We start from the raw sequence: 19875 nt of genomic DNA, 5'->3' as shown, positions 1-19875 counted from the left end.
AGGGAGGGACCACATGGCTACACAGTTCCCGGAGCGGGTGCACTACCACTCCGGCGGTGGCGGCGACACCGGCGTGTTCGGGTACATCGTGCTCGGGTTGATCGTCCTGGGCATCATCGTGTTCGTCATCGCGGTGATCGTGCGGGTGTCGAAGATGCGCCGCGAAGAGGCGATGAAGAACGCCGGGCAGTTCCCGGGCTTCCCGCCGCAGCAGCAGGGTTTTGCGACGGCGCAGCAGGGGTTCGCACCGCCGCCGCAAGGATTTCCGCCGCCGCAGGGATTCCCGCCGCAACAGGGGTTCGCGCCGGCGCAGCAGGGTTCGCCGCCGTCGCAGGGGTTCGCGCAGCCGCAGCAGCACTTCCCGCCGCAGCAGCCGGGGTACCCGCCTTCGCCGCAGCAGGGTTTCCCGCAGCAGCCCGGGTACCCGCCCGCGCCGCAGCAGTACGCGCCGCAGGGTCCGTCGTTCCCGCAGCAGCAGCTGCCGGGCCCGGGAGCGGGTCCGCAGAGCTGGTGATCGTCCCCTTCGACAGCAGTTCGCCGGTCCCGCCGTTCGAGCAGGTCCGGAGCGGGCTGGCGACGCGGATCAACGACCGCAGCCTGGCCGTGGGCACGAAGCTGCCCACGGTCCGGCAGCTGGCGGCCGATCTCGGCATCGCCCCGAACACGGTGGCGCGGGCGTACCGCGAGCTCGAGGAAGCGGGCCTGATCGAGACCCGCGGCCGAGCGGGCAGCTTCGTCGCGGCATCCGGCGACCAGAGCCGCCGCCGCGCCCAGCAGGCCGCGGCCGAGTACGCGAAGACCACCCGTAAGCTCGGCCTCGACGACGCCGAGGCGCTGTCGATCGTCCGCGCCGCACTCGACGAGGGGGAGAGCTGATGGTGAGCGTGCTGATGCTGCTGATCATCGTGGTGGTGATCGCCGGCATCGCCGGGGTGGTGCTGCTCATCGTCAACGCGAACAAGCCGAAGCAGCCGCCGTACCCGCCGCAGTACCCGGGCTATCCGCAGCAGGGTCACCCGCCGCAGCAGGGTTTTCCGGGACAGGGCTTTCCGGGACAGGGCTTTCCGGGGCAGGGCTTTCCGGGGACGCAGCCGCCGGGTTACCCGCAGCAGGGCTACCCCGGCCAGCAGCCGCCGTACCCGCCCCGCCGGGCGGTTATCCCCCGCAGCAGTAGGCCGACGCCTTCGGAGGCCATCGGCAGGGCACTGGACACCTGGTGGTGGCCTTCGGCGTTTTCAGGGGCCAGTAGTCGCACGGCTCGACCCGCCGTGTTCGCGGGCACGCGTGCAGGTGCCGGGCGCAAGCGCTTCCGCAGCGGCCACCCGCCGCACCCCGTGGCTGCCGTGGACTGCGGCGATCCTTACATCGCGCGGTAGTCGCGCAGCTCGATCCGCGGCCCGAACCGGGGCCGCGTGTGTCCCGCCGCCTCCAGGTACCGCACCGCCCGCTGCCGCTGGGGTGCGTACGGCGCCAGCACCTCGGCCATCCCCGCGTCGTCCAGCTTCGTGCCCGTCAGCGCGTGCCCGACCATCGACGGGATGTTGTAGTCCCCGAAGCTCACCGCGTCCGGGTCGCCCCAAGCGCGCTGGGCGATCTCCGCCGCCGTCCACACGCCGATGCCCGGGACCTGGCGCAGCCAGTGCCGCCCCTCGAGCCCGCCCAGCTCGACCGCGCGCTCCAAGTGGTGCGCGACGCGGGCCGCGTTCACCAGGGCCGTCCGGCGCTTGATGTCGACGCCCGCGCGGTGCCAGTGCCAGTCCGGCAACGCCCGCAACGCCTCCGGGGTCGGCGGCACCCGCAACCGCTCGGGCGCCGGCCCGGGCGGGCGGGAGCCGAACCGGCGGCACAGCTCGGCCCAGGACCGGATCGCCTCCTTGCCCGTCACCTTCTGCTCCAGCACCGCGAGGACAAGCCAGTCCCACACCACTCCGGTCGCGCCGAGCCGCAGGCCGGGATTCGCCCGCCGGGCCCGCGCGACGACGTCGTGGTGGGCGGTGAACCCGGAGTCGTCGTCGTTCGCGCCCAGCAACGCGGGCACGCCGCTGAGCAAGCGGTCCTTGGCCTCGCCCCAGGCCGCGGCCTCGATGCGGCCGTCGGACAGGCGGCGCAGCGCCAGCGTTCCCGGGCCGTCGGGGGTGTTCGACGCGAGCCACGTGATGCCGCGCTCGTCGGTGAGGATGTTGAGCGACCCGCGGCCGCGCTTCAGCGGACCCAGGACCCGGCCCAGGTCGACCTCGTACGCGGGGCGCCAGAACATCGGCTACGCGTCGCTCGAGAAGCGGACGGATCCGTCGGGCAGGACGACGTCCGGCCAGACGCGGGCGCCGTCCAGCAGCTCGCAGCCGGCCCCGACGGACACGCCGTCGCCCAGGACCACGCCGCGCAGCACCGCGCCGGCGCCGACCCGGGCGCCGTGCCCGAGCACCGAGCGCTCGACCACCGCGCCCTCGGAGACGGCCGCGCCGTCGAACAGGACCGAGCCGTCGATCTTCGCGCCCGAGCCGACCACGGCGGCGACGCCGACCGTCGAACCGCCGCTCAGCTGGGCGTCCTCGGCCACCGACGCGCCGTCGAGCACCAGGAATTCGCCGGGACGGCCGGGCAGCGCCGACGTCGGCGCCGCGCCGCGCACGAGGTCGGCCGAGCCGCGCACGAACGCTTCCGGCGTGCCGACGTCCAGCCAGTAAGAACTGTCGACGAACCCCTGGATGTGCGCGCCCTGCTCCAGCAGCTGCGGGAACGTCTCCCGCTCCACCGACACCCGCCGCCCGGCCGGGATGGCCTCGATCACCGGACGGCGGAAGATGTAGCAGCCGGCGTTGATCTGGTCGGTCGGCGGGTTCGGCGACTTCTCGAGGAACGCCTGGACGCGGCCGGTTTCGTCGGTGGGCACCGACCCGAAGCGGCTCGGGTCCGGCACCCGCTGCAGGTGCAGCGTGACGTCGGCCCCGGACTCGCGGTGCACCCGCAGCTGCTCGCCGAGGTCCGCGCCGGAGAGGATGTCGCCGTTGAAGACGATCACCTGCTCGGCGCGCAGCTTGTCGTGGACGTTCCGGATGGCGCCCGCGGTGTCGAGCGGCTCCTCCTCGACGACGTACTCCAGGTCCAGGCCGAACGCCTTGCCGTCGCCGAAGTACTCCTCGAACACCTCCGCCCGGTAGCTCGTGCCCAGCACGACGTGCCGGATGCCGGCCTCGCGGATGCGGGAGAACAGGTGACTCAGGAACGGCGTCCCGGCTGTCGGGAGCATCGGCTTCGGCGCCGACAGCGTCAATGGACGGAGGCGGGTGCCCTTGCCCCCGACCAGCACGACGGCGTCGACAGCGTCGCTTCGGACCTCGGACGTCACGGAAATCTCCTCTTTTATCACGCACCGCTGAGCGACAAGCCGCGGGAAACCCTCACGGAGGTCGCCCGGAGGGCCTACCCTAGACAGGAAACAGGCGGGCCTTTCCCCAGAGGGCCCCGGGTCAGTCGGGAGGCCGAGGGGATGGACCCCCGCGATCGGGCGGACGCCCTGCTCGCACGAGCCCAGGCGCGCGGTGTGTTCGTCGTGACACCCGACAGCGCGACGTCACCGATGGACTCGTCGAACACCCAGCAGATCCCGCGCGCGCAGATCGACGGGCTCGACCGCAGCCAGGACCCCGACACGACGACGCAGCTGCCGGCGTCGCTGATCGAGGAGAACGACCACCCGCTGGCCGGCTCGGCGCCGACGCGGCGGATGGAGGTCCAGGGCGGCCGCCGCCCGCAGCAGACCACGCCGCTGAAGACGCCGACGCCGACCACGCCGTTGAAGACGCCGTCACCGACGACGCCGATGCCGACCCCGCTGTCCCGCCGTCCCCAGGCCGAGCCCATCACGAGCCCGCTGAAGGAGCCCGGCCCGGAGGACACCGGCCTGGTGCCGACGGTGACGCAGAACATCGGCAAGTCCGACCTTTCGCGCCGGCTCGACGGGATCTAGCGGGTTTCCAGCTTCAGCCGCAGCGCGAGGCCGAGCTTCACGGCGGCCAGCACCGGCTTCCAGGCGAGCCCCTGGTGGCGGTCGGCGAGGTAGCGGTAGGCGCTGGCGTGGTGGGCCGCGAGCATCTTCTTCGACGCCTGCGACGTCGAGTGCCCGCCCAGGTGCATGACCCCGGCGGAGGGCACGTAGACGTTCAGCCAGCCGGCCTTGCCCAGCCGGTCGCCGAGGTCGACGTCCTCGAAGTACATGAAGTACCGCGAGTCGAAGCCCCCGACCGACTCGAACGCCTCCCGGCGCAGCAGCAGGCACGAGCCGGACAGCCACTCCGCGACGCGTTCGACGGGCGTGCCGGTCTCCTGCCGGTACTGCCGCGTCCACGGGTTGCCGGGCCAGACCTTGCCCAGCGCGGCGTGGCCGATGCCGCGGCCGAAGGAGGGCAGCAGCCGCGCGGAGGGGTAGACGGTCCCGTCGAGTTCGTGGATCAGCGGCCCGAAGGCACCCCCGCGCGGCCACCGCCCGGCGGCGTCGAGCAGGGCATCGAGCGAGCCGGGCTCCCATTCGAGGTCGGGGTTGGCGATGACGATCCAGCCGTACCGATCGTCGAGTTCGGCGACCCCGCGGTTGCAGCCGGTCCCGTACCCGACGTTCTCGCCGATGCTGAGCAGGTGCACGTTCGCGCGCTTCGCGGCCTTCTCGGGGGCCCCGTCGGTGGAGACGGTGTCGGCCACGACCACCTGGACCTGGCGCTCGGTGGCCTTCTCCAGGGTGTCGAGGAAGCGCTCGAGGGTGTCGCCGGAGAAGTACGTCACGGTCACGACGCCGAGTTCGTCGCCGTAGCGGGATGGCTCAGTCACCCGGCCATTGTCCACTCGTCACCCAGCGCAACCCGGCCACCCCGGGAGCCGTACACAGCGGGTCGGCTCAGCGGGAGCGGAGATGACGGGACCAGGCCTTCGCGTAGGCCTCCCGGTGCCGTTCCGCCGTCGTAGCCCACGAGAACTCCTTCGCGCGCTGCTGCGCCGCCGTCGCCAGCTCGGCGCGCCGGCCGGGGTCGTCCAGCAGCTCGCCGAGAGCCGCCGCGACGTCGCCCGCGCCCACGCCGCAGTACGCCACCGCGTCGCCGCCCACCTCCGGCAAGGACAGCCGGCGCGTGGTCAGCACGCACGCGCCGCACGCCATCGCCTCCAGGACCGGGAGGCCGAACCCCTCGCCCAATGACGGGTAGGCGACGAGCGAAGCGCCGCCGAGGAAGCCCGCCAGCGTGCCGAACGGCAGGTAGCCCGCGCGGATGACGCGCAGCCGGTGCGGGACCGCGTCCAGGGCGCGCTCCACCTGCGTGTCCCAGCCCGGCTGGCCGGCCAGGACCAGCGCCGGCGCGTCCGGGCGGCCGGCGACCGCCCGGGCGAACCCGCGGATCAGCGCGGGCACGTTCTTGCGCGGCTCCAGGGCACCCAGGAACGCCACGTACGGCGTCCGCCCCAGGCCGACGGCCGCGCGAGCCGCCGCGATCTCCGCCGGGGACGGCGGGTGGAAGCGCTCGGTGTCGACGCCGTGGTGAATGACTTCCAAAGCAGCGTGCCGGACCGGGCCGACGCGGGCCAGCTCCGTGGCCGTCGCCGCCGAGGGCACCACGCACAGCGTCGCGCGCCGGAGCGCCGTCGCGGTCCACGCGCGGAAGAAGCGGGCCTTGACCGACGAGTGCAGCACCGCGTCGGTGAAGAACGTCGCGTCGTGCAGCGTGACCACCGACGCGGCCGACGTCGCGAGCGGCATCGTGTAGTGCGGCGAGTGGACGACGTCCGCGCCGAGGCGGCGCGTCAGCCGCGGCAGGGTCGCCTGTTCCCAGGTCAGCCGGGCGGTGCGGGTGGTCGTCGCGGGCGAAGCGGGCACGACGCGCGAACGCGGCGCCAGCCGATCGTAAAGCTGCAGGTCGCGGGGCTGGCAGACGACGGTGATCCGCGCCCCGTCCGCGTCGAGGGCGGCGACGAGCGAATCCACGTACCGGCCGACCCCGCCGCGGTCCGCGGGAACCGCGGTCGCGTCGATCAGCACCCGGGGGTCATCGCTCACCCGTGCAGCGTACGGCGGGACCCCCGCGCCATGGTGGGGAACTGGCAAACCGGGCAGGTGGGAGCCTCAGTCGTGCGCCCGCCGGTGGATCGCCCAGACGGCTTCCGCCGCGCGGCGCCAGGTGAAGGCCCGGGCCCGCTCCCGTCCCGCCTTGACCAGCTCCGCCGCCCTCGGCGGCGAACCGAGGACCGCACGCAGGGCGGCCGCCAGCGCGGCCGCGTCACCGCGGGGCACCACGACGCCGGCGCCGCCCGCCACCTCGGCCAGCGCCGGGACGTCGGTGTGCACCACCGGGACCCCGGCCGCCATCGCCTCCAGCAGGCCCAGCCCGAACCCTTCCGCGAGGCTCGGCACGGCCAGCACGCTCGCGTGGCGCAACGCGGTCGCCAGCTCCGCGTCCGTCACCTTCCCCAGCACCCGCAGCCGGTCCGCCGGCAGGCCGCGCTCGGCCGCCAGGGCCACCGGGTCGACGCCGCCCCAGCCCGGCTGCCCGGCCAGCACGAGCGCCGTGCCGTCGAGCGCCGCGACCGCGTCGACCAGCACGTCGATCCCCTTGCGCGGCTCGATCGTGCCGACCGCGAGCACGTACTGCGCCGGCAGCTCCAGCGAAGCGTCCCCGGACGGCACGCGCACGCCGTGCGGCACCACCCGCACCGGGACGTCGACGTCGATGAGCACCGCCAGCTCGTCGGCGACCGCCCGCGTCGGCACGACCAGCCCGGACGCCCGCCGCGCGGCCCGCGCGATCATCGACCGGTGCCAGCTGACCCCGCGCGCGGTGAGCGTCTCGGGGTGGGTCCACGGCACGGTGTCGTGCACGGTCACGCTCAGCGTCTTCCCGGCCGGGGCGCGCGGTGGCGCGAACGGCGTCGGCGCGTGCACCGCGTCCCCGCCCGGCCACCAGCGCAGGCCCAGCTGCCACGCGGCGACCAGCGCCCGCGGCGGGATCCGCAGCACCCGTGGGCCCTCGACACCCGCCAGCCGCGCCGCGGCCACGTCGGCGTGCCGCGCGACGACGCTGGACACCGTCCAGCCCGGCGGCGCGGTCTTCGCGAGCGCGGGGAGCAGCTCGGCCGTGTAGCGCCCGGTGCCACCGGGCACGGGCGCGAGGAGCTGCTCGGCGAGCACGACCAGTTCGGGCACGCGGCTATTGTGCGGGACGTGACCGCGAATCCCGCCACCACGGTGGTAGTCGTGACCTGGCGGGGTGCCGGGCACATCACGGCGTGCCTCGACGCGCTGGCCGCGCAGCAGCGTCCACATCGGACGCTCGTGGTCGACAACGCCTCCGGCGACGGCACCGCCGCCCTGCTCGCGGCCCATCCTTCGCATCCGGAAGTAATCCGGCTGCCGCGCAACACCGGCTACGCGGGCGCGCTCGCCGTCGCTCTCGAAAAGGTCCAGACCCCGCTCATGGCGTGGCTGAACGACGACGCCGAACCCGCACCGGACTGGCTCGCGACGCTGGAGGACACCCTCGAGAAGGCGCCGCTGGCCGCCGCCGCGACGTCCCGGCTCGTGCGCCCCGACGGCACCACGCAGTCCGCCGGCGTCCGGCTGACCCCCGACGGCCACGGTGCCGACGTCACCGAGCCGACCGGCGAGGTGTTCGGCTTCTGCGGCGGCGCGGCCCTGCTCCGCACCGACGCGCTGAAGAGCGTGCACGGCGTCCCGGCCGGATTCTTCTGTTATTACGAGGACACGGACACGGCGTGGCGGCTGCGGCTGGCCGGGTGGGACGTCGTCGCGGCGCCGGACGCCCGCGTCCGGCACGCCCACGGTGTCAGCAGCGAGCTGGGCTCGCCCCTGTTCCACCGCTGGAACGAGCGCAACCGGCTGCTCATGCTGCTGCGCTGCGCACCCCGGGGCGTCGCGGTGAACCAGCTGGTCCGATTCGCCGTGTTGACGGCGGTGCTGCCGCTGCGTCCCGGGCGGCCGAAGGCGGCGAACTTCCGCTTCGGCCTGCGCTGCCGGGTGCTCGCCGAGGTGGCCGCGCGGCTACCGGCGACGTTGCTCGCCCGGCGCCGGATCAGCCGTCGCGCGGCGCTCGGCCGAGGCGCGGTTTGGGAGGCATGGGCAGGCCTTTAAGCTTGCTGGCATTCCGACGACAGGAGCCGGCTTTGGTGCAGGGGGATCCGCAACCGCTGGTCTCGGTGATCGTGGTCAACTACCGCGGCGCCGACGACACGATCACCTGCCTGCGCGCGCTCGCCGAGCACGACTACCCCGAGCTCGAGCTGATCTGCGTCGACAACTCCGACGAAGCCGCGCGCATCCGCGAGGCCGTTCCCCAGGCCCAGGTCGTCGAAGCCGGGCGCAACACCGGCTTCGCGGGCGGCTGCAACCTCGGTGCGAAGCACGCGAAGGGCACCGTCCTCGGCTTCCTCAACAACGACGCCCGCCCGGCGCCCGGCTGGGTCGCCGCCGCCGTCGCCGAGCTGCGCGCGCAGCCCCGCGTCGCCGCGGTGGCCAGCAAGGTCCTCGACTGGGACGGCACCGGCACCGACTTCGTCGACGGCGGGCTGACCTGGTTCGGCATGGGCTACAAGCGCCACGCCGGCTCGCCGCTGGCCGACGTCCCGGCCGCCGAGCACGAGGTCGCCAAAGACGTCCTGTTCGGCACCGGCTCCGCGATGTTCGTCCGGGCGGGCGTGTTCGCCGAGCTCGGCGGCTTCGACGAGCGGTTCTTCATGTTCTACGAGGACGTCGACCTCGGCTGGCGGCTCAACCTGCGCGGCTGGCGCGTCCGGTACGTCCCGGAGTCGCAGGCGTTCCACCGCCACCACGGCACGATGGCCTCGGTCGACGCCCCCGAAACCGGCCGCGAGACGTTCCTGCTGGAGCGCAACGCGCTGGCCGCGCTGTACAAGAACCTCTCCGACGAGACCCTGGCCCGCGCGCTGCCCGCGGCGCTCGCCCTGGCCGTGCGCCGCGCGACCGCCCGCGGCGAGCTGGACGCGACCCAGCTCGACCTCGAACACGGCGTCGGCCCGATCGAATCCGGCGACGTCGCCATCCCCCGCACCACGCTCGCCGGGCTGCTGGCCATCGACCAGTTCGTCGAGCAGCTCCCCTCGCTGGCCGAGTCGCGCGCGGTCGAACAGGCCGCCCGCGTCCGCACCGACGCCGACCTGCTCCCGTTGCTGCGCAAGGCGTTGGAGCCGGCTTACCCGCTGCCGCGCTACCTGGCCGCGCACGACATCCTGGTCGAGGCGTTCGGCATCGAGAAGGCCTTCGGGCAGCGCCGGAAGATCCTCGTGCTCACCGGCGACGCGCTCACCGAGCGGATGGCGGGCCCGGCGATCCGCGCCTGGAACATCGCCCTCGCGCTCGCCGCCGAGCACGACGTCCACCTCGTCACCACCAACCCCCTCGCGACGCCGCCGCCCGCGCCGTTCCGGGTCAGCGCGGGCAAGCACCGCGAGCTGGACGCGCCGATCGCCTGGGCCGACGTCGTCGTCCTGCAGGGACACGTGCTGGAACTGGCGCCGTCGCTGAAGAAGCAGCACAGCGGCAAGATCGTCGTCGCCGACCTGTACGACCCGATGCACCTCGAGCTGCTGGAGCAGGGGAAGGGCGTCCCGGACGACCAGCGCGCGGCCGACCTCGCCGGCGTCACGAAGGTCCTCGACGCCCAGCTCGAACGCGGCGACTTCTTCCTCTGCGCGTCGGAGCGGCAGCGGCACTTCTGGCTCGGGCACCTCGCCGCGATGGGCCGGCTTTCGCCGCGCCTCTACGACGCGGACCCGACGACGCAGTCGCTGCTCGCGGTCGTCCCCTTCGGCCTGCCGCCGGAGCCGCCGGTGCGCACCGGACCGGGGCTGCGCTCGTCACTGGGCATCGGCGGCACCGACCACGTCGTGCTGTGGGCGGGCGGGGTGTACAGCTGGTTCGACCCGCTGACGCTGGTCCGCGCGATCGAGAAGCTGCGGCGCCGCCGAAGCGACGTCCGGCTGGTGTTCCTCGGCATGAAGCACCCGAACCCCGAGGTCGCCGAGATGGACATCGGCGCGCGGACGATCCGGCTGGCGGATTCGCTGGGGCTGACCGGCAAGCACGTCTACTTCAACGAGCAGTGGGTGCCCTACCACGAGCGCCAGAACTGGCTGCTCGACGCGAACTGCGGCGTCACCACGCACTACGAGCACGTCGAGACGACGTTCGCGTTCCGCACCCGCGTCCTCGACTACCTCTGGGCCGGCCTGCCGATCGTCACCACCGACGGCGACTCGTTCGCCGACCTCGTCCGCGCGGAAAAGCTCGGTGTCGTCGTCCCGGCCGAAGACGACGCCGCGTTGGCCGACGCGCTCGAGAAGGCGTTGTACGACGAGGAGTTCGCCGCGGGCTGCGTCGAGCGGCTCGCCGTCGTCGCGCAGCGGTTCGCGTGGCCCGAGGCGCTGAAGCCGCTGGTGGAGTTCTGCCGCGACCCGCGGCCGGCGGCCGACCGGCTGCCCGGATCCGCGGACCTGGTGCGCACGCCGGCGGTGCGCGGCCGGGCGATGCTGCGGCGGGACGTGGACCTGATCCGCGAGTACCTCGACGCGGGCGGGCCCGCCGAGCTGGCTCGCCGCGTCGGCGGTCGTGCGTTGAAAGTCGCGAAGCAACGGCTCCGCCGTGGCTAGGTCACTGAGCGTCCTCCTGGACGGCACTCCGCTCCTCGGCGCGCGCACCGGCATCGGCCGGTACACGTCCGCGCTGATCGAAGAGCTGGTGTCGATCCCGGAGGTCGACACGCGCGCGGTGGCGTTCACGCTGCGCGGCTGGCGGCGGCTGCGGCACGTGCTCCCCTACGGGGCACGGGCCCGCGGGATGCCGGTGGCGGCGCGGCTGCTGCGGCTGGCGTGGCTGCGCTCGGACTTCCCGCCGGTGGAGCTGTTCGCCGGGCCGACCGACGTCGTGCACGGCACGAACTTCGTGCTGCCGGGCCGTTTCCGCGCGGCCGGCGTGGTGACGATCCACGATCTGGCCTTTTTGGACCATCCCGCGGAGCTCGCCCCGAGCGACCGCGACCTCCCGGTCCTGGTCCGCCGCGGCGCCCGCCGGGCCAACGTCATCTGCACCCCGACGGCGGCGGTGGCGGACGCGGTGGCGGAGCGCCTCGACGTCTCCCGCGACAAGATCGTGGTGACGCCGCTGGGGGTCAACCCGGCGTGGTTCACCGCGCGTCCCCCGGACGACGAGCGGCGCGCGCGCCTGGGACTGCCGGCTCGCTACCTGCTGTTCGCCGGGGCCGCGGGTCCGCGGAAGGGCCTGGACTGGCTGACCCGGACCCACGACGCGGCACCGGACCTGCCGGACCTGGTGTTCGCGGGCCCGGGCCCGTTCCCCCGGGGTCCCCGGCGCTCCCAGACCGGCTATCTGTCCGATGTGGATCTGCGCACCGTGGTGGCCGGGGCATCGGCGCTGGTGCTCCCCTCGCGCGACGAGGGGTTCGGGCTGCCGGTCCTGGAGGCGATGGCGTCGGACGTCCCGGTGGTCTGCACGGACCTCCCGGCCCTGCGCGAAGTGGCGGGCGAGTGCGCGAGCCTGGTCCCGTACGGGGACGTGGACGGCCTGGCCGAAGCCTTGCGCACGGCCGTGACGGACCCGCACGCGGTGGCGACCTCGGCGTCCCGGCGCGCGCACGCGGCGAACTTCACCTGGCGGACGTGCGCGGAGCTCACGGTCGGCGCGTACCGCCTGGCCTCCGGGCGGCACTGACCCGCTCCGAGACCACCGCGGCCCGGGCGTCGCCCGGGCCGCGAGGTCGGTCACGTCACCGGGTTCTCCACCAGGTAGACCTCCGGCGACGGCGCACCGCAGGTGATCGGCAGCTCGCCCGCGTTGCCGTTGAAGGTGATCGTCGCCGCTGCCGAGCCCAGCGAGACGGCCACGCTGCTCGCGCCGGCGTCGGGCCGGAACGGGCCGGCGGACAGCGTTCCGGTCGACGGCAGCGGGAGGACGATGTCCTTGTCCCGGACCAGCGGCGTCGGCGGGATCCCCAGGTTCGCCGCGACGTTCTGCACCGCCGGTGTGCCGCCGCGCACGACTAGGTTCAGCTCGGTGACCCGGCCCGCGAAGCTGCCGGAGAACCCCTTGTCCAGCAGCTTGTTCACGGTGGCCTTCGGGATGGTCAGCGCACCGGAGGCGCCGGTGAACGACATCGAGCCGGACCGGGGCACGGTGAGCGGGATGGTGCCGCCGACCGCGATGCCCGCGTCGAGCTGTTCGCCGCCGAAGGAGCACCGGTAGGGCGCGTTGATGATGCCGTTCAGGTAACCCGGTGCCACCGCGGGGAAGTTGAGCGGCGCGCCGTGGATGAGCGAAACCGGCTGACCGGGCGGACCGCCGACGGCGATCGTCAGCAACGCGTTGCCGCCGGTCGGTTTGCACGTGGCGTCGACCTTGAGCTGGAACCCCCACGACGCCTTGAGGGTCACGTGCGCGACCGCCTGCTCGAACTTGAGCGTGACGGTCCCGCTCTGCGGTGCGGTGTACGGGCCGACGTCGAACGTGCCCTGCAGCGGCAGGCCGACGGACAGCGGCTCGCCGGGTTTGATGACGATGTCCTTGATGGTCTGCGGGGCTTCGGTGACGTTGATGCTCGGCGGGGTCGCGTTGGTGGCCCCGATCGACAGCTGCGACACGGTCGCGTCGGCGCGGTCGATGCCGACCGTGCCGGCGAGCCCGGTCAGCCAGGTCGGGAACGTGATGGCCCCGGACCCCTGGGACAGGTAGAATTGCTGGCCGGGGCCCAGGCTGGTGGCGACGACACCCTGGACGTCGACGCTGGTCCCGAGGTCGAAGACCTTGGCGCCGCCGAGGTCCGGCAGCGAGATCGCGCAGCTGATGGGCAGGTGGAAGCGGCCGATGTCAACGCCGATCGCGGGCACGTCGGCCGGTTCCAGGGCTTCGGCGGGCACCGCGGCCGTCGCCAGGAGGGCCGCGGAAGCCGCGATGAGCACGCCGGTGCGCCACAGCGGTTGTCGCAACATGGCTTGCCTTTCGGATCAACGGGAAGAGGACGACCCATGGGATTCCGAAGTTAACCGCGCATCCGCGCGGGTGACCAGAGCAAACGTTGTGCGGACAGGGTTTTCGTCACGGCCGGAAGAAGCGCGGCCGGCGTTGTACTAACGGCCGGGAGCCCCGGGGCTACTCGGCCGCGAAGTAGGCGTCCAGTGCCTCTTCCCACGGCCGCATCGGGGTCAGCCATGCCTCTTTCCACGAAGCCGGGGACAGCACCGAGTACGCCGGCCGCGCGGCCGGGCGCGGGAACTCCGCCGTCGTGCACGGCCGCACGCGCTCCGGGTCCGCCCCCAGGTGCGTGAAGATCGCGCGAGCGAACCCGCACCAGCTCACCGCACCCGCGTTCGTGCAGTGCAGGATCCGCCGCTCCGGCCCGTCCCCGGCCGCCACGCGCGAAGCCAGCTCCAACAGGCCCGCGGCCAGGTCGGCCGTCCACGTCGGACCGCCGATCTGATCGTCCACAACGGACAGCGTCTTCTGCGAGGACTCCAGCCGCGCCATGGTCTTCACGAAGTTCGAACCGGACCGCCCGTACAGCCAAGCGGTCCGGACCACCCACGAAGACGCACCCGACCCGAGAACCGCGTCCTCCCCGGCCGCCTTCGTCCGGCCGTACGCCGACCGCGGACCCAGCTCGTCGGATGGCTCGTACGGCTGGGAAGCGTCACCCGGGAACACGTAGTCCGTCGACACGTGGATCAGCGGCACCCGCCGCGCCGCGCACGCCGCCGCCAGGACCCGCGGCCCGTCGGCGTTCACCGCGAACGCGCGTTCCTCGTCCGTCTCCGCCGCGTCGACCGCGGTGTACGCCGCCGCGTTGACGACGACCGGCGCCGAACCCGCTTCCCGCGCCCGCTCGGCCAGCGCCCCGACCGAGGCCAGCACCTGGCCGGTCAACGTGACGTCCAGTTCGGCAGAACCCGGAGCCACGACCTCCACCGCGGGGGACGCCAGCGCGGCGAGATCCCGCCCGAGCTGCCCGGAACCCCCGGGCACGAGCACCGTCAGCCGCACAGAAAACCCCTACTTCTTCAGCGCGGCCCGCTCGGCCAGCGGTTCCCACCACGCGCGGTTGTCGGTGTACCAGGCCACTGTCGCGGCCAGACCGTCCTCGAAGGACACGCGCGGAGCGTACCCCAGCTCTTCGCCGATCTTCGTGATGTCCACCGAGTACCGGCGGTCGTGGCCCTTGCGGTCCTCGACCGGCTCGACGCGGTCCCAGCCCGCCCCCACCGCGGCCAGCAGCTTCTCCGTCAGCTCGCGGTTGGTGAGCTCGGTGCCGCCGCCGATGTTGTAGATCTCGCCCGGCCGCCCCGACTCGGCGACCAGCTGGATGCCGTGGCAGTGGTCGTCCACGTGCAGCCAGTCACGGACGTTGAGCCCGTCGCCGTAGAGCGGCACCTTCCGCCCGTCGAGCAGGTTGGTGACGAACAGCGGGATGACCTTTTCCGGGAACTGGTACGGACCGTAGTTGTTGGAACACCGGGTGATGCACACCGGCAGCCCGTGGGTGCGGAAGAACGACCGCGCCACCAGGTCGGCCGACGCCTTCGACGCCGAGTACGGCGAGTTCGGCTCCAGCACGTGGTCTTCGGTCCACGAACCGTGCTCGATCGAGCCGTACACCTCGTCGGTGGACACGTGCACGAACTTGCCCACCCCCGCTTCCAGCGCGGCCTGCAGCAGGTTCTGCGTGCCCAGCACGTTCGTCAGCACGAAGTCGGCGGCGCCGAGGATCGAGCGGTCCACATGCGACTCGGCGGCGAAGTGCACGACGAGGTCGATCCCGCGCACGACGTCGGCGACCAGCGCGGTGTCGCAGATGTCGCCGCGGACGAACTCGAGCCGCGGGTCGGCGGCGACCGGGGCCAGGTTGGCCTCGTTGCCCGCGTAGGTGAGTTTGTCCAGCACGACCACCTCGGCGTCGTCCAACGCCGGGTAGGCGCCGGTCAGCACCTGCCGGACGTAGTGCGACCCGATGAAGCCGGCACCACCGGTGACCAGAACCCGCATCTTCCCGCCTTTCCGCACGCCCCCGGGCGGGGCAATCCGCCCCCAGCCTACGGAGGTCCCACAACACCCTCAGTAGAGTCTGCGGTGGAGACACACAGGTGTCCTGGGGGAAGCACGGGGTTCACAGGGGAGGAAGCGCGTGACCGAACAGGCTGCGCCGACCATCCCGGCACGCCGGAGGCAGGACACCAGCCACGGCGCCGCGGTCTTCGCCCGCCGCGGCGGCAAGGTCGTGCTTTCCCTGCTGTCGGTGGTCGTCCTGGCCCTGACCTGGTACGGCTGGCAGTTCATCGGCGACCCGAACACCGGCCTGACCACCACGAACGTCTTCGCCGACACCGAGGCGCACGCCAAGCCGCTCGACGGCGCGATCGACATCCTCCTGGTCGGCCAGGACAGCCGCACCGACGCGCAGGGCAACCCGCTGCCCCGCGAGGTGCTGGACATGCTGCACGCCGGCGTCTCCGACGGCGAACTGAACACCGACACGATGATCCTCGTGCACATCCCCCAGAACGGGAAGCACGCGATCGCGATCTCCTTCCCCCGCGACTCGTGGGTGGAGCTGACCGGCGGCTTCGGCAAGCACAAGCTCAACAGCGCGTTCGTCTACGCGTACACGGACACTTACAAAACGTTGCAGCGCCAGGGCATGACCGACCTCAAGGAAGCCGACGCGCAGGCGAAGGTCGCCGGGCGGAAGAACCTCATCGCCACGCTCGAGAAGTTCATCGGCAAGCCGGGCATGATCGACCGCTACGCCGAGGTCAACCTGGCGAGCTTCTACGAGATCACCAAGTCGATCGGCGGCGTCGAAGTCTGCCTCAAGGGGCCGGTCAAGGAAGTGAAGTCCGGCGTGGACCTGCCGGGCGGGCGGCAGACGATCGAAGGCGTGCAGGCGCTCGCGTTCGTCCGGCAGCGCTACGGCCTGCCCAACTACGACCTCGACCGGATCGCCCGCCAGCAGGCGTTCCTGTCCGGGCTGGCCCGCAAGGTGATTTCGACCGACGTGCTGACCAGCCCGGCGAAGATCGCCGACCTGGTCTCGGCGGTGAAGAAGTCCGTCGTGGTGTCCCAGGGCTGGGACCTGACGGAGTTCGCCGAGCAGATGCGCGGCCTGAGCGGCGGCAACATCGAGTTCCGCACCATCCCGACCCTCGGCAACGCGACCATCGGGGGCGCCGACGTGCTGCGCGTCGACCCGGCCCAGGTGGCGGCCGAGGTGGCGCGGCTGACCTCGGACGGGGACACCCCGGCGGCACCGACGTCGGCGCAGCTGCCCGGCGCGAAGGCCGTCACGGTCGAGCTGTTCGACGGCTCGGGATCGCCGTCGGTGGCCGGCCAGACGCACACGATGCTGCAGGGCAAGGGCTTCACGCTGGCCGCCGACCAGCGGCTGAGCACCCGCAACAGCACCGTCGTCCGGTACAACCCGGCCGACGGCACCGCGCTCGAGCTGGTCAAGCAGGCGCTGGGCGCCGGAGTGCAGGCCGAGCCGGACCGGGACGTCCCCGCCGGGCACGTGCGCGTGCTGCTGGGCAAGGACTTCCGGAACTCCGCCGCCGGCGCCGGTGGCGCGCCGACGTCGACGGCCGCGAAGCCGCCGGCCGTGCCCTCGACGGCTTCCACCCCCGCCGCGCCGCCGATCACGGCGGGCGACGTCCCCTGCGTCAACTAGACTGCGTACGCAGGGTGTTCGGGGGAGGAAGGCCAGCGTGGCAGCGGACCAGGAAAAACCGGAGAAGACCGCCGATCCGGTGACGGAGAGCGACGAGTTCAAACCGTCGCCGTTCCCCCGGCCGGCGGGTTCCCCGGCCGCGCCTTCGCGGGTGCGCCGCGCGGGGCGGGTGACCCGCCGGGTCGCGGTCGGCCTGGTGTCCGTGCTCGCGCTCGGCGCCAGCGGCTACGCCTACGTCACCAAGGACCAGCTCCAGAGCACGGTCCCGACGACCGACGCGCTGACCCCGCGCGCCGGCGAGCCCGCACCGCCGCCCGCGGACGACGGCGCGGACGACATCCTGCTCGTCGGCAGCGACGCGCGCACGGACGCCCAGGGCAACGCGCTGCCGGCGCGGGTGCTGCGGCAGCTGCGCACGGAAGCCAACAACGGCGCGGTGAACACCGACACGATGATCCTGCTGCGGGTGCCGAAGAACGGCGCCAAGCCGTCGGCGGTCTCGATCCCGCGCGACACGTGGACGGCCGTCCCGGGCCGGGGCCAGGCGAAGATCAACTCGGCGTACGGCATCGCGAAGGCGCACTTCGCGCAGGCGTTGCGCGGGCAGGGCGAGCGCGACCAGGCGAAGATCGAGCGTGATTCCGACACCGAGGGCCGCCGGGTGCTGGTGCAGGCGCTGCAGGACCTGACGCAGGTGCGGATCGACCACTACGCCGAGATCAACCTGCTGGGTTTCTACCTGCTGACCGAGGCGCTCGGCGGGGTCAAGGTGTGCTTGAACCACGCGACCGAGGACAAGGACTCGGGGGCGAACTTCCGCCGCGGCGAGCAGACGGTCTCGGGCGGCGAGGCGCTGTCGTTCGTCCGGCAGCGCAAGAACCTGCCGCGCGGCGACCTGGACCGGATCGTGCGGCAGCAGGCGTTCCTGTCGTCGGCGTTGCACCAGGTGCTGTCGGCGGGCACGCTGGCCAGCCCGGGCACGCTCAACGACCTGATGGACGCGGTCCACCGGTCGTTGACCCTCGACCCGGGCCTCGACCTGCTGCAGTTCGCCCAGCAGGCCAAGGGCATCGCCTCGGGCAACCTGGCGTTCGCCACGATCCCGGTGATAACGGCCAACGGCCGCAGCGAGGACGGCCAGAGCATCGTCCAGATCGACCCGAAGTCGGTCCGCGACTTCGTGGCAGCGTTGGCAGGCCGCCCGGCCACCCAGCCCCCATCAGGCGGCGGCTCCGCCCCCGCCGCCTCGGCCCCCCTGCTCCAAGCCGCCCCCGACGCCCCCTGCGTCAACTGACCAGAGGCGCCACTTTCCCTACGAAGTGACGCCCCCACCCCCTCCAAGCGTCACTTTCCCTACGAAAGTGACGCCCTCGAAGCCGAGCTTTCACGTGAAAGCTCGGGCCCCTCGTCAGGCGAAGTCGGTGCGGTGGTCCTCGGCCCACTGGTGGAACTTGCGCGGCGGGTTGCCCGTCACCTCGCGCACCAGGTCCGTCACCAGCGACGGCTCGCGCGACGTCCGGGCCCAGGCCCCGAGGACCGACTTCGGCACGTCCGGCGGCCAGCCCAGCGCCAGCATGCGCTCGATCGCCTGGTCCTCCGTCAGTTCCTCGACCCGCAACGGCCGGCCGAGGACGTCCGCGAGCACCTCGGCCTGCTCCCGGAACGAAAGGGGCTCCGGGCCCGTCAGCGCGAGCGACTCCCCGTCGTGCGAGCCGTCGATCAGGATCCGGGCGGCTACGTCGGCGATGTCCCGCTCGTGGATCGCCCCGATCCGCGAGTCCGGGTACGCCGTGCGGACCACTCCCTCCGCGACGTCCGCGCGCCAGCCCAGCGTGTTCGTCGCGAACGCGCCCGGGTTCAACGCCGTCGAAGCGAACGACCCCGCGGCCAGGGCCTGCTCGACCGCGCGGTGCAGTCCCGCGATCCGGCTCTGCGCGGCATCCGGTTCGAGCGTCGCGGCCGAGGACAGCAGCACGACGTGCCGCACCCCGGCCGCTTCGGCGGCCTTCACGAAGCCGTCGATCCCCTGCGGCCGCGTGTACAGGAAGACTGCGGAGACGCCGTCGAGCGCCGGCTCCAGCGTCGAGGCGTCCTCCAGGTCCGCGCGCACCTTCGACACGCCGTCCGGAACGTCGAGCCTCGCAGTGTCGCGGCTCGACGCACGGACCTCCTGACCTGCGGCGACGAGCGCGTCGACCACCGCGCGCCCGACGTGTCCCGTGGCCCCGGTGACGAGAATCGTCATGTATCCCCCAGCGTCCAGAATAAGTTTGCTTTCAAAGCAAACGTACTGAGGTTCGCCATCCGGTGTCAACCGGCGCACCGCGTGGTCCGCGCTTTAGCCTTGTCCACATGAGCCTGACCGACGAGCTGCTGCGCCCGCTGCCGGCCGCCCAACCGTTGATCACCCACTACGACGACCAACTGGGCAGCCGCGTCGAGCTGTCCGTCGCGACGACCGCCAACTGGGCGGCGAAAACGGCCAACTGGCTGACCGAGGAGTTCGACGTCGAACCGGGCGACGCCGTGGCGGTGCAGCTCCCGGCGCACTGGCAGACGGCGGGCGTGCTGCTCGGGGCGTGGTGGTGCGGGGCGCGCGTCGTGACCGAAGGCGCCGGCGCGCGGGTGGCGTTCGTCGGGCCGGACGATCCGGAACCGACCGGCGCGGCCGCCACCGCCGTCGTGACACTGGACCCGATGGGACGCGGCCTCGCCGAGCCGCCGGGCGGCGGCGCGTTCGACTACCTGACCGAGGCACGGCTGGCGGGCGACCAGTACCGGCCGCTCTTCCCGATCCCCGGCACCACGGCCGCCCTCTTCGAGTCCACTGTGGACGAGGTGCTGACCGAAGCGAGGGCCCGCGCGGCGAAACTCGGCCTCACCGCGAACGACCGGGTGCTGTCCACACGGGACTGGAGCGGACCGGAGGGCATCCTCGACGGTCTGCTCGTCCCGCTGGCCGCGGGCGCCCACCTGGTCCACGTGAGCAACGCGGACCCGGCGAAACTGGCTGCCCGCCGTGACGCGGAACGCACCACGGCGAACCTTCCGGCGTGAACGCAGTCTGCCGCGGCCGGGCGTGAGTGGTAAAGCGGGTTAGAACCCGCGCGCCGAGGACCTGCTGTCGGCGGTGGGC

At 72.9% G+C, this 19875-nt stretch carries 19 protein-coding genes; 10 read left to right on the top strand and 9 right to left on the bottom strand.

What is annotated here, in order from left to right; translation table 11 throughout:
* The first annotated feature begins 13 nt into the window (after positions 1-13).
* The 3 genes from Q5425_RS31835 to Q5425_RS31825 are packed head-to-tail and all read left to right on the top strand — an operon-like array spanning position 14 to position 1376.
* Entirely contained in the window at positions 14-514 is a 501-nt protein-coding gene (locus Q5425_RS31835) for a hypothetical protein (protein WP_308676041.1), read from the top strand.
* Positions 511-876: a GntR family transcriptional regulator gene (locus Q5425_RS31830; RefSeq protein ID WP_308676040.1), complete on the top strand. Its 366-nt coding sequence runs from the start codon at positions 511-513 to the stop codon at positions 874-876. Before Q5425_RS31835 ends, Q5425_RS31830 begins: the two co-directional genes overlap by 4 nt.
* Positions 876-1376: a hypothetical protein gene (locus Q5425_RS31825; protein WP_308676039.1), complete on the top strand. Its 501-nt coding sequence runs from the start codon at positions 876-878 to the stop codon at positions 1374-1376. Before Q5425_RS31830 ends, Q5425_RS31825 begins: the two co-directional genes overlap by 1 nt.
* Here Q5425_RS31825 and Q5425_RS31820 read toward each other — a convergent pair.
* Together Q5425_RS31820 and Q5425_RS31815 are read right to left on the bottom strand one after the other, a co-directional pair.
* Positions 1361-2257, bottom strand: coding sequence for a DNA-3-methyladenine glycosylase 2 family protein (locus tag Q5425_RS31820; RefSeq protein WP_308676038.1), 897 nt, complete (start codon positions 2255-2257; stop codon positions 1361-1363). The genes Q5425_RS31825 and Q5425_RS31820 overlap by 16 nt on opposite strands.
* A gap of 3 nt (positions 2258-2260) precedes the next feature.
* Entirely contained in the window at positions 2261-3349 is a 1089-nt protein-coding gene (locus Q5425_RS31815; protein WP_308676037.1) for an NDP-sugar synthase, read from the bottom strand.
* Between the two features lie 141 nt (positions 3350-3490).
* On the opposite strand from Q5425_RS31815, the gene Q5425_RS31810 reads away from it, so the two are divergent.
* Positions 3491-3970: a hypothetical protein gene (locus Q5425_RS31810; protein WP_308676036.1), complete on the top strand. Its 480-nt coding sequence runs from the start codon at positions 3491-3493 to the stop codon at positions 3968-3970.
* Here the strand turns inward: Q5425_RS31810 and Q5425_RS31805 are convergent.
* The 3 genes from Q5425_RS31805 to Q5425_RS31795 all read right to left on the bottom strand — a co-directional run bounded on the left by Q5425_RS31805 (position 3967) and on the right by Q5425_RS31795 (position 7183).
* On the bottom strand, positions 3967-4824 hold the full coding sequence (locus Q5425_RS31805) for a glycosyltransferase family 2 protein (RefSeq protein WP_308676035.1): 858 nt from the start codon (positions 4822-4824) through the stop codon (positions 3967-3969). The genes Q5425_RS31810 and Q5425_RS31805 overlap by 4 nt on opposite strands.
* A 67-nt stretch (positions 4825-4891) precedes the next feature.
* Positions 4892-6022 carry a glycosyltransferase family 1 protein gene (locus tag Q5425_RS31800; protein WP_308676077.1) on the bottom strand — a complete coding sequence of 377 codons (1131 nt, stop codon included), beginning with the start codon at positions 6020-6022 and terminating at the stop codon, positions 4892-4894.
* 84 nt (positions 6023-6106) lie between these two features.
* Positions 6107-7183, bottom strand: a complete 1077-nt coding sequence (locus tag Q5425_RS31795; RefSeq protein ID WP_308676034.1) for a glycosyltransferase family 1 protein — start codon at positions 7181-7183, stop codon at positions 6107-6109.
* A gap of 9 nt (positions 7184-7192) precedes the next feature.
* Between Q5425_RS31795 and Q5425_RS31790 the strand changes: the two genes are divergently transcribed.
* From Q5425_RS31790 to Q5425_RS31780, 3 genes are read left to right on the top strand one after another with little or no spacing between them, the layout of a single operon-like run.
* Positions 7193-8128, top strand: a complete 936-nt coding sequence (locus tag Q5425_RS31790; protein ID WP_308676033.1) for a glycosyltransferase family 2 protein — start codon at positions 7193-7195, stop codon at positions 8126-8128.
* 32 nt (positions 8129-8160) lie between these two features.
* Positions 8161-10662, top strand: a complete 2502-nt coding sequence (locus Q5425_RS31785) for a glycosyltransferase (RefSeq protein ID WP_308676032.1) — start codon at positions 8161-8163, stop codon at positions 10660-10662.
* Positions 10655-11740, top strand: a complete 1086-nt coding sequence (locus tag Q5425_RS31780; protein WP_308676031.1) for a glycosyltransferase family 1 protein — start codon at positions 10655-10657, stop codon at positions 11738-11740. The genes Q5425_RS31785 and Q5425_RS31780 overlap by 8 nt, the downstream gene beginning before the upstream one ends.
* Before the next feature lie 50 nt (positions 11741-11790).
* Here the strand turns inward: Q5425_RS31780 and Q5425_RS31775 are convergent, their stop codons facing one another.
* From Q5425_RS31775 to rfbB, 3 genes are all read right to left on the bottom strand, one after another.
* Positions 11791-13014 (bottom strand): hypothetical protein, encoded by a 1224-nt coding sequence (locus Q5425_RS31775; protein WP_308676030.1) that lies wholly within the window; start codon positions 13012-13014, stop codon positions 11791-11793.
* 160 nt (positions 13015-13174) lie between these two features.
* The gene (gene rfbD, locus Q5425_RS31770; protein WP_308676029.1) at positions 13175-14062 is read right to left on the bottom strand and encodes a dTDP-4-dehydrorhamnose reductase; all 888 of its coding nucleotides are present in this window, start codon (positions 14060-14062) and stop codon (positions 13175-13177) included.
* A gap of 9 nt (positions 14063-14071) precedes the next feature.
* Positions 14072-15061, bottom strand: coding sequence for a dTDP-glucose 4,6-dehydratase (rfbB, locus tag Q5425_RS31765; RefSeq protein ID WP_308676028.1), 990 nt, complete (start codon positions 15059-15061; stop codon positions 14072-14074).
* A 139-nt stretch (positions 15062-15200) separates the two neighbouring features.
* Here rfbB and Q5425_RS31760 point away from each other — a divergent pair, with 139 nt between their 5' ends.
* Positions 15201-16739: an LCP family protein gene (locus Q5425_RS31760; protein WP_308676027.1), complete on the top strand. Its 1539-nt coding sequence runs from the start codon at positions 15201-15203 to the stop codon at positions 16737-16739.
* 37 nt (positions 16740-16776) lie between these two features.
* The gene (locus Q5425_RS31755; protein WP_308676026.1) at positions 16777-18033 is read left to right on the top strand and encodes an LCP family protein; all 1257 of its coding nucleotides are present in this window, start codon (positions 16777-16779) and stop codon (positions 18031-18033) included.
* 114 nt (positions 18034-18147) lie between these two features.
* Here Q5425_RS31755 and Q5425_RS31750 read toward each other — a convergent pair whose 3' ends face one another.
* Complete coding sequence (locus Q5425_RS31750) at positions 18148-18984, bottom strand: NAD(P)H-binding protein (RefSeq protein ID WP_308676025.1); 837 nt, start codon at positions 18982-18984, stop codon at positions 18148-18150.
* A 107-nt stretch (positions 18985-19091) separates the two neighbouring features.
* Here Q5425_RS31750 and Q5425_RS31745 point away from each other — a divergent pair, with 107 nt between their 5' ends.
* Positions 19092-19796, top strand: a complete 705-nt coding sequence (locus Q5425_RS31745; RefSeq protein WP_308676024.1) for a TIGR03089 family protein — start codon at positions 19092-19094, stop codon at positions 19794-19796.
* Positions 19797-19875 lie beyond the last annotated feature (79 nt).

The organism is Amycolatopsis sp. A133 (assembly GCF_031082405.1).
Taxonomy (GTDB): domain Bacteria; phylum Actinomycetota; class Actinomycetes; order Mycobacteriales; family Pseudonocardiaceae; genus Amycolatopsis.
Note: the sequence above shows the minus strand (reverse complement) of the source record. Positions and strands in the feature narration are given on the sequence as shown.